Here is a 576-nt window from a genome sequence, read left to right as displayed (position 1 = left end):
ATAATCAATTGCTTTTTCAACAGGTTGTAAGCTTTTACCTAAATAGGACAGACCCTCAATTAAGGCATAAGTAGAAGAAGAGTGTCTTAAAACATTGTAGAATCCAATTTCATTATCAAAATGAGGAAAATATCCATAAATATATTTACCATTATCTAACAACATATTTTGTAAGAAATTAGTACTACTTTCAATTAATTGATCAATTTCATTATTTAAATCATTTACTTTTCTTAAACCTTTTTTATAGCCTTCGCTATATAGTTCATGTACTTCTTCATCACCTATAAAGAAACCTTGTGTATAGAATTTAATAACTTCTTTTTCATTATAGAACTCACTAGAAAATGCCTTTTTATTTGTAGTATATTTGCGTAAATAATTATTGATGTTTTTTTCCGAAAGAAATAACTCTTTAGTAGTATTATCTGGTCGAACAAAAGCATTCGCGTTAATTTCTTCAGGTAATACTGCAAAATTCCATTGACTATCAAATGCTATACCAAAATCTACATAATTTCTTCTTGTATTGATCAGTGTTTTTTTTAATTCTTTAAATAATATTTTTTCAGTCGA

1 pseudogene is annotated in these 576 nt (G+C 26.0%); it reads right to left on the bottom strand.

The window, feature by feature from the left end:
• Positions 1-576 (bottom strand): annotated as a pseudogene (locus HMPREF3265_RS09780) (poly(glycerol-phosphate) alpha-glucosyltransferase); the annotation flags it as partial.

Origin of the sequence: Staphylococcus sp. HMSC62B09, from assembly GCF_001839115.1 — a bacterium.
GTDB classification, from domain to species: domain Bacteria; phylum Bacillota; class Bacilli; order Staphylococcales; family Staphylococcaceae; genus Staphylococcus; species Staphylococcus haemolyticus.
The sequence above is the reverse complement of the archived record's forward strand: the minus strand, read 5'-3'. Positions and strand labels throughout refer to the sequence as shown.